The organism is Streptomyces fulvorobeus (genome assembly GCF_013167895.1).
GTDB lineage: Bacteria > Actinomycetota > Actinomycetes > Streptomycetales > Streptomycetaceae > Streptomyces > Streptomyces fulvorobeus.
Genome location: NZ_BLWC01000001.1, coordinates 6445224 through 6454993, shown reverse-complemented (window position 1 = coordinate 6454993; position 9770 = coordinate 6445224). Strand labels below are relative to the sequence as shown.

General features: G+C 74.0%; 1 protein-coding gene. It reads right to left on the bottom strand.

Translation table 11 applies throughout. The features are described from left to right. Positions 1-89 precede the first annotated feature (89 nt). Complete coding sequence (locus Sfulv_RS31320; protein ID WP_305961395.1) at positions 90-9704, bottom strand: type I polyketide synthase; 9615 nt, start codon at positions 9702-9704, stop codon at positions 90-92. Positions 9705-9770: the final 66 nt, after the last annotated feature.

Sequence of the window (9770 nt, the reverse complement as noted above, 5' to 3'; positions counted from 1 at the left end):
CGAACTCTCCAGGTCTCTTTCGGTTTGCAGATGCCGCACAGCCGGCGACGTCCGTCCGGCGCGGCCGGGCGGACGTCGCCGAGGGGCCGCTACATGTCGGTGGCGAGCCGCAGCAGGCCTTCGGCGTCCATGTCGTCGAGGTCCTCGGTCGGGCCCTCGCCGTCGAGAGGCCCGGTGGCCGCGTCGGGGGCATCGGCGGTGGCGAGTTTGAGCACCATGTCCAGAAGTCCTGCTTTTCGGAGTCTGCTGATGGGTACGGAGGCGAGCACGTCGCGGATCTCCGCGTCGGGATCGTCGGCCCGGTCGTCGGCGTGCCCGGGGGCGGCGCCGAAGATCAGCGAGCCGATGTGCCGGGCCAGGGTGGCCGGGGTCGGATGGTCGAAGACCAGGGCCGCCGGCAGTGGCAGGCCCAGGGCCGTCCGCAGCCGGTTGCGCAGCTCGACGGCCGTCACCGAGTCGAAGCCGACGTCACGGAAGGCGCGGGTGGCAGGAATGGCGTCGGTCGCGTCGTGGCCCAGGGTCGCGGACGCTTCGGCGCGTACCGCTTCGAGCAGGGCCCGGTCGCGTTCGGCGGTGGGCAGGGTGTCGAGCCGCTGCCTGAGGGGCGGCACAGCGGTTCCGTCGTCGGTGGGGACTTCGTCGCCCGCAGACAGGGCCCGGCCGGCCTCGGGGATCCCGGTGAGCAGCGGGCTGGGCCGCGCCGCGGTGAAGCTGGGGGTGAAGCGTTCCCAGTCCATCAGCGTCACGGTGAGCGCCGTGTCGTCGTCCTCCAGCATCCGCTGGAGTGCGGCGATCGCCAGCGGCGGCTCCATGGGCATGACGCCCTGGCGCCGCAGCCGCTCGTGGACCTCGTCGACCGTGGCCATGCCGACCTCGGCCCAGGTGCCCCAGGCGACGGAGGCGGCGGTCAGGCCCTCGGCCCTGCGGTGTTCGGCCAGGGCGTCGAGGAACGCGTTGGCCGCCGCGTAGCCGGGCTGGCCGCCACTGCCCCAGGTGGCCGCGCCCGACGAGAACAGCACGAAGGCGTCCAGGTCGAGGCCGCGGGTCAGTTCGTGCAGGTGCAGGGCGGCGCTGAGCTTGGACCGCATCAGGGCGTCCAGCTGCTCCAGCGTCAGCGACTCCACGGAGGCGTCGCCCTCGGCCACGCCGGCGGCGTGGAAGACCGAGGCGAGGGGGAACTCGGCGGGGATCGCGGCCAGCACGCCGGCCAGCGCGTCGCGGTCGGCGGCGTCGCAGGCGGCGATGGTGACGCGGGCGCCCAGGCCCTCCAGTTCGGCGCGGAGCGCGGCCGCGCCGGGCGCGTCCTCGCCGCGGCGGCTGGTCAGCACCACGTGTCCGGCGCCGCGCTCGATCATCCAGCGGGCGACCCGGCCGCCGATGCCGCCGGTGCCGCCGGTGATCAGGGTGGTGCCCCGGCCGTGCCAGCGGCGCTCGGGGCGGTCCGCGGTGGGCGCCGCGTGGGTGAGGCGGCGGCCGTAGATCCCGGACGGGCGGACCGCGATCTGGTCCTCCGCGTCCAGGCCCGCCAGTACGGCGGTCAGCCGGGCCCCGGCCCGCGCGTCCAGCGTCTCCGGGAGGTCGACCAGACCGCCCCAGCGGTCCGGGTGCTCCAGCGCGACCACCCGGCCCAGGCCCCACAGGGCACTCTGCACGGGCCGGGTGAGCCGGTCGTCCTTGCCCACCGACACCGCGCCGCGGGTGGCGCACCACAGCGGGGCGCGCAGTTCCGCGTCGCCCAGTGCCTGGACGAGAGTGAGCGTCAGGGCCAGTCCTGCGGGCACGGACGGGTGGTTCGGGTGGCGCTCCTCGACGAGCGCCAGCAGGGACAGTACGCCGGTGAACTCCGTTCCGTCGGCGGTCAGTTCCTTGAGTCGCTTGGCCCAGGCGGCGCGGCCCGCGCCGTCGTTGCCGCCACCGCCCTCCGCCTCCAGCCGGACCGTGTCCGGGCCGAGCAGGGCCAGTACGGAGGTGATCCAGGCGTCGTCGGCCCGGTCCGCCGGTACCACGGCGAGCCAGCGGCCCGTGGGAGCGGCGGTGACCGGCTCGTTCAGCCGGGTCCAGTCGACGCGGTAGCGCCAGGCGTTGACGGCCGAGCGTTCCCGGGACTTGGCGCGCCACGCCGACAGGGTGGGCAGTACCTCCCCGAGCGAGGAGCGTGCCCCGTCCTCGGCGACACCGAGTTCGTCGGCCAGGGACTCCAGGTCCGCGCTCTCGACGAGGTCCCAGAAGGCGGTGTCCGTCCCGGCGCCGTCGCCCGGGGCCGCGGTGGCGTTCGTGGCCCTGGGCTCGGGCCAGAACTTGCGGTGCTGGAAGGCGTAGGTCGGCAGGTCGACGGGGACGGCGGCGCCGGCCGGGAACGCCGTGCGCCAGTCCACCGCCGTGCCGTGCGCGTGGGCCTCGGCGAGGGAGGCCAGGAAGCGCCGGATGCCGCCTTCGTCGCGGCGCAGAGTGCCGAGCACCACGGCGGAGTCGGCGACAGCCTCCTCCACCGTCTCCTGGGTCTCCTGAACGGGGGCGGCCAGCACCGGGTGCGGGCTCATCTCGATGAAGACGCGGTGCCCGTCCGCGAGCAGCGCACGGGTCGCCTCCTCCATCCGCACGGTCGTGCGCAGGTTGGTGTACCAGTACGCGCCGTCGAAGGCGGCGTCCGTCAGGCGGGCGCCGGTGACCGTCGAGTAGAACGGCACGCGCGGGCTCGCGGAGACGACCGGCGCCAGTACGCGGGAGAGCTCGTCGCGCACGGCTTCGACATGTGCGCTGTGCGAGGCGTAGTCCACCGACACCTTGCGGGCGCGGACGCCCTGCTGTCCGCAGGCGGCGTGCAGTTCGTCCAGCGCGGCGGCGTCGCCGGAGACGATGACCGACGAGGGCCCGTTGACGGCCGCGACGGACAGCAGTTCGCCCCAGGGCTCCAGCAGGTCGGTCACCCGCTCCACCGGCGCGGCCAGCGACATCATGCCGCCGAGCCCGGAGAGCTGGGGCAGTGCCTGGCTGCGCAGGGCCACGACGGCGGCGGCGTCCGCCAGCGTCAGCGCGCCCGCCACGTACGCGGCGGCGATCTCGCCCTGCGAGTGGCCGACGACGGCCGAGGGCTCGACTCCGTACGAGCGCCAGAGCGCGGTCAGCGCCACCATGGTCGAGAACAGCGCGGGCTGGACGACGTCCACCCGTTCGAGCAGCGCCGGGTCTCCCTCGCCGGCCAGGACCTCGTGCAGGGACCAGTCGATGTACGGGGCGAGGGCGTCGGCGCAGTCGTCCACGGCCGCGCGGAACACCTCGGAGTCGGCGAGCAGTTCGCGGCCCATGCCCCACCACTGGGAGCCCTGGCCGGGGTAGACGAACACCGGTCCCCCGGCGCCCTCACCGACGGCGCCCTGGACGACGTCTGCCGCGCTGCGGCCGGTGGCCAGTGCTTCGAGGGAGCGCAGGAAGTCCTCGCGGGTCCGGCCGATCACGACCGCGCGGTGGTCGAAGGTCGTACGGGTGGTCGCCAGCGACCAGCCCACCCGCGCGGGCGACAGGCCGGGGTCGGCGTCGGCGAGGGCGAGGAGCCGGGCCGCCTGGTCGCGGAGGGCCGCCTCGGACTTCGCGGAGACCGGCCACGGTACGACCTGCGCGTCGGCGGGGCCACCGGTTGCCGTGTCAACGCCTTCCCTGGGCACGCCTGTTGTGTCGGCGTCCGTGGTGCCGGTATCCGCGGTCCCGGCTTCGGCCGGGGGTGCCTGCTCCACGATCAGGTGGGCGTTGGTGCCGCTGATCCCGAAGGAGGACACTCCGGCGCGCCTGGGCCGGTCGGTCTGCGGCCACGGGGTCCGCCCGGTCAGCAGTTCCACCGCTCCGGACGTCCAGTCCACGTGCGTGGAGGGGGTGCCGGTGTGCAGGGTGCCCGGCAGGACGCCCTCGCGCATGGCCATGACCATCTTGATGACGCCGGCGACTCCGGCGGCGGCCTGGGTGTGACCGATGTTGGACTTGAGCGAGCCGAGCCACAGCGGGCGCTCGGGGTCGCGGCCCTGACCGTAGGTGGCGAGCACGGCCTGCGCCTCGATGGGGTCGCCGAGCCTGGTGCCCGTGCCGTGCGCCTCCACCGTGTCCACGTCCGCGCCGGTGATCGCCGCGTTGGCGAGGGCCTGGCGGATGACCTGCTGCTGGGCGGGCCCGTTGGGGGCGGTGAGACCGTTGGACGCGCCGTCCTGGTTGATCGCCGAGCCGCGGATCACGGCGAGGACGCGGTGGCCGTTGCGCCGGGCGTCGGAGAGACGCTCCAGCAGGACCAGACCGACGCCCTCCGCAAGGGTCATGCCGTCGGCGGCGTCGGAGAACGGCTTGCAGCGGCCGTCGAGCGCGAGCGCCCGCTGCCTGCTGAAGCCCACGAAGGCGTGCGGGGTGCCCATCACGGCCGCGCCGCCCGCCAGCGCGAGGGTGCTCTCCCCGCTGCGCAGCGACTGGCAGGCGAGATGCACGGCCACCAGTGAGGACGAGCAGGCGGTGTCGACGGTGACCGCCGGTCCTTCGAGCCGGTACAGGTACGACACGCGGCCGGACAGCACGCTGGCCGCGGTGCCGGTGACCATGTGCACCTCGGAGCCCTCGGCGCCGTTGTGCGCGGTTGTCGCGTAGTCCTGGTGGCTCGCGCCGATGAAGGTGCCCGTGGTGGTGCCCCGCAACGAGTCCAGGTCGATCCCGGCCCGCTCGAAGGCCTCCCAGGAGGTCTCCAGCAGCAGGCGCTGCTGCGGGTCCATCGACACGGCCTCACGCGGCGAGATCCCGAAGAACGCGGGGTCGAACTCGGCGGCCTCGTGCAGGAATCCGCCCTGGACGGAGTACGTGCGGCCCTGCCGGTCGGGGTCGGGGTCGTAGAGCCCCTGGGCGTCCCAGTTGCGGTCGGCGGGGAATTCGGAGATCGCGTCCGCGCCGTCCAGGGCGAGGCGGATCAGCTCCTCCGGAGTGTTCGCGCCGCCGGGGTAGCGGCAGCTCATGCCGATGATGGCGATCGGGTCGTCGTCGGCCGCCGCCCCCGCGGGCGTGGCGCGCGCCGCGACGGCTTCCTCGCGTCCCTCGCCCAGGGCGGCGCCCTTGAGGAAACCGGCGAGTGCGACCGGGTTGGGGAAGTCGAAGACGAGGGTCGACGGCAGGGTCAGGCCGGTGGCCGCGACGATGCGGTTGCGCAGGTCGACGGCGGTGACCGAGTCGAAGCCGATGTCGCGGAAGGCCCGCCGCTCGGGGAAGGACTCCGCGGAGGCGTGGCCCAGGACGGCGGCCGCCTCGGTGCGGACGAGGGTGAGCAGGAGGCGTTCCTGTTCGGCGTCCGTCAGGGCGTGCAGCCGCGCCGCGAGGTCGCTCACCGCGGGCAGACCGGCGGCCTGCCGCGGGGCGGGGGCGAGCTGACGGGCGACCTCGGGCACCTCGTCGAAAAGGCGTGTGGGGCGGCCGGTGGTGAAGACGGGGTAGTAGGTGTCCCAGTCGATGTCGGTGAGCCCGATGACGGTCTCGTCGTCGTCCAGGGCCCTGCCCAGGGCGCTCAGCGCCTGCTGCGGGTCCAGGTAGGCCAGGCCGCTGCGGCGGATGTGGTGCGGGTCGGCCAGCTCGCGTTCGATGTCGTCGGGCCACTTGCCCCAGTGCACCGAGGTGGTGCGCAGACCGCGGGCGCGGCGGTCGACCGCGAGCGCCGAGAGGTAGGCGTTGCCCGCGACATAGGCGGCGTGGTGGCCGCTGCCCCACATGCCGGCGGTGGAGGAGTACAGAACGAAGTCGTCGAGCTCGTCGTGGTCGAGGAGTTCGTCGAGGTGCTGGGCGCCGGTGACCTTGGCGTGCACGACGTCGGAGAAGGACTCCATCGTGGTCTCGGCGAGGGTGTGGAGCTCGATGACGGCCGCGGTGTGGATGACCGTGCGTACGGTACGGCCGTCGGCCTTGAGGGCCGCCAGGAGCGCGGCGACGGAGTCGCGGTCGGTCACGTCGCAGGCGACGGCCGCGGCCTCGGTGCCCGACGCGGCCAGTTCCGCGATCAGTTCGGCCGCGCCGGGGGCGTCGGCGCCCCGGCGGCTGGCGAGCACCACATGGCCGGCGCCCCGGCCGGCGAGCCAGCGGGCGAGGTCGGGTGCCAGGGTGCCGGAGCCGCCGGTGACCAGGGTCGTACCGCGCGGGGTCCACGTACGGGAGGGGCCCCGTCCGCCGGACTTGGCGCGCACGATGCGCCGGGTGAAGACCCCGGAGGGGCGGACGGCGAGCTGGTCCTCGTCGCCGAGCGCGCCCGCGAGGGCGGAGACCACGCGTCCGGCCGCCCGCCGGTCCAGCGTCGGCGGCAGGTCGATGACGCCGCCCCAGCGGTGCGGGTGTTCCAGGGCCGTGGTCCAGCCCACGCCGACGATCTGGGCCTGCATCGGGTGGGTCAGCGCGTCCGACCGGCCGGTGGAGACCGCGCCGCGGGTGAGGAACCACAGCGGCGCACTCACGCCGGCGTCGCCCAGTGCCTGGACGAGCGGGACGGTCAGGGCGAGGCCGAGGGTGAGGCCCGGGTGGCGCCCGCTGCGCTCCTCGGCCGCGGCGAGGGTGGAGACGATCCCGGTGAGTTCGCCGGTGGTGGCCAGCAGTTCGGCGAGGGTGGCGCGGTCCGTGTGCGTGTCGTCCAGGACCAGGCGGGTCACCTCGGCGCCCGCTTCGGCCAGCAGGCCGGTGGTCTCGCTGTCGTCGGTGCCCTCGGCGGACACGACGAGCCAGGTACCCGTCAGGGTCCGCCGGGGGACCTTGGCCAGCGGCGACCAGGTCACCCGGTAGCGCCAGGAGTCGGTTCTGGTCGCTTCGTTGCGCGACTTGCGCCAGGAGGACAGGGCGGGCAGCACGGCGGCCACCGCGTCCTCGTCCGTCCGCAGGGTCGAGGCCAGCGCGCTGAGGTCCTCCCCCTCGACGGCCGCCCAGAACCGGGCGTCCTGCGGGTCGGCTGTGGCGTCCCGGTCGTCCGCGGCGGGGGTGTTCCAGAAGCGTTCGTGCTGGAAGGCGTAGGTGGGCAGGTCGATGCGGCGGGCGTCGGTGCCCGTGAAGAGCCCGGCCCAGTCGACGTCGATGCCGCGTACGTGGACCTCGGCGGCGGAAAGCAGGAAGCGCGCGAGTCCGTCGCGTCCACGGCGCAGCGTGCCGGTGGCGACGGCCGGCTCGCCGTACGCCTCGGTCATGTCCTGTACCGACATGGTCAGTACGGGGTGCGAGCTGACCTCGATGAACGCGCGGTGGCCGTCGGCGAGCAGGTCACCGACCGCTTCGGCGAACCGTACTGTCCGGCGCAGGTTCGTGTACCAGTAGGCAGCGTCCATCGTTTTGGTGTCCAGCCAGTCGCCGGTCACCGTGGAGAAGAACGGGACGTCGCTGGTGCGTGGGGCGACCGGTGCGAGGACGTCGAGGAGTTCGTCGCGGAGGTTCTCGACCTGCGCGGAGTGCGAGGCGTAGTCCACCGCGACGCGGCGCACCCGGATGTCCTCGGCCGTCAGCAGCGCCCAGAGTTCGTCCAGCGCGCCGGGCTCGCCGGAGACGATCACCGAGCGCGGCCCGTTGACGGCGGCGACCGACACCCGGCCCTGCCAGTCCGTCAGCCGGCCCTCGACCTCGTCGACGGGGAGCGGTATCGACATCATCCCGCCGTGGCCGGCCAGGGTGCGGCCGATCGCTCGGCTGCGCAGCGCGACCACCCGGGCGCCGTCCTCCAGGCAGAGCGCGCCGGAGACGACGGCCGCGGCGATCTCGCCCTGCGAGTGGCCGACGACCGCGTCGGGCTCCACCCCGTGGGCGCGCCACAGGGCGGCGAGGGAGACCATCACGGCGAAGGACGCGGGCTGTACGACGTCGACGCGCTCCAGGGACGGTGCGCCGTCCGCGCCGCGCAGCACATCCTCCAGGGACCAGTCCACGAACGCGCCGAGCGCGGTGGCGCATTCGGCGATCCGCTCGGCGAAGACCGGTGACTCCTCCAGCAGCCGGGCACCCATGCCCACCCACTGGGAGCCCTGGCCGGGGAAGACGAACACCGTCCTGCCCTCGACGTCGGCCGTGCCTTGGACGAGATCCCGCCAGGACTGACCGGTGCCCAGGGCGGTGGTCCCGGCGAGGAGTTCCTCGTGGTCGGCGCCGACCACCACGGCCCTGTTCTCCAGAAGCGCGCGCGAGGCGACCAGGGTGTGGCCGACGTCGGCCGGCCGCGCCGGCGGGGCGCTCTCCAGGTGCGCCACCAGGGCGGCGGCCTGGTCACGGACCGCCGGCTCGCCGCGGCCGGACAGGATCCAGGGCAGGGCGGCGGCGGTGAAGGGCGCCGCGGCGGGCTCGTCCGTCCCGGCCGGCCCGGGGGCCTCCTCCAGCAGGGCGTGGGCGTTGGTGCCGCTGATGCCGAACGAGGACACCGCGCAGCGGCGCGGCCGTCCGGTGACCGGCCAGGTCACGGAGTCGGTCAGGAGGCGTACCGCACCGGAGGACCAGTCGACGTGCGAGGAGGGCGTCTGCGCGTGCAGGGTCGCGGGCAGCACCCCGTTGCGCAGCGCCATGACCATCTTGATGACGCCGGCGACTCCGGCGGCGGCCTGGGTGTGACCGATGTTGGACTTGAGCGAGCCGAGCCACAGCGGGCGCTCGGGGTCGCGGCCCTGACCGTAGGTGGCCAGCAGGGCCTGCGCCTCGATGGGGTCGCCGAGCCTGGTGCCCGTGCCGTGCGCCTCGACGGCGTCGATGTCGGCGCCGGTGAGTCCGGCGGTGGCGAGGGCCTGGTGGACCACGCGTTCCTGGGAGGGGCCGTTGGGGGCGGTGAGGCCGTTGGAGGCACCGTCCTGGTTGACCGCCGAGCCGCGCAGCACCGCGAGGACGCGGTGGCCGTTGCGCCGGGCGTCCGAGAGGCGTTCCGCGACGAGTACGCCGACGCCCTCGCCCCAGCCCGTACCGTCCGCGTCCTCGGAGAACGCCTTGCAGCGCCCGTCGGCGGCCAGGCCGCCCTGCTTGCTGAACTCCACGAAGACCGAGGGTTCGCTGAGCACGGTGACGCCGCCGATGACGGCGAGCGAGGACTCGCCGTTGCGCAGCGACTGCGCCGCGACGTGCAGGGCGACCAGCGAGGAGGAGCAGGCGGTGTCGACCGTGAGGGCGGGACCTTCGAGCCCCAGGGTGTAGGCGATGCGTCCCGACAGCACGCTGGCGGCGGTGCCGGTCAGGGCGTGTCCCTGGAGTTCGCCCGCGGCGGCCGCCGAGGGCGCGCCCCAGTGGTAGGCGCCGACGAACACCCCGGCACGGCTGCCGCGCAGCGCGGTCGGGGCGATCCCCGCGCGCTCCAGGGCCTCCCAGGTCACTTCCAGCAGCAGTCGCTGCTGGGGGTCCATGGCCAGTGCCTCGCGCGGGGAGATGCCGAAGAAGCCGGCGTCGAATTCGGGCGCCTCGTAAAGGAATCCGCCTTCGTGGGTGGCGCTGTTTCCTTCGCCGGACCCGGTGAGCCGGTCGATGTCCCAGCCGCGGTCCGAGGGGAATCCCGATATGGCGTCGCCACCGGATGCGACGAGTTCCCACAGGGCCTCAGGGGAGCGGACTCCGCCGGGCAGCCTGCAGCTCATTCCGACAATGGCGATGGGCTCATTGTCCTTGAGTTCCAGTTCTCCGATGCGCTGACGCGCACGACGGAGATCGGAAGTGACTCGCCTCAAGTAGTCGACGACTTTGTCCTGCTGGTCTTCTGGCACCGGTCCGTCCTCATCATCGGGTCGCGAACGAAAGCAGCAATTCTTATGTGGTTTCGAACTCTTCAT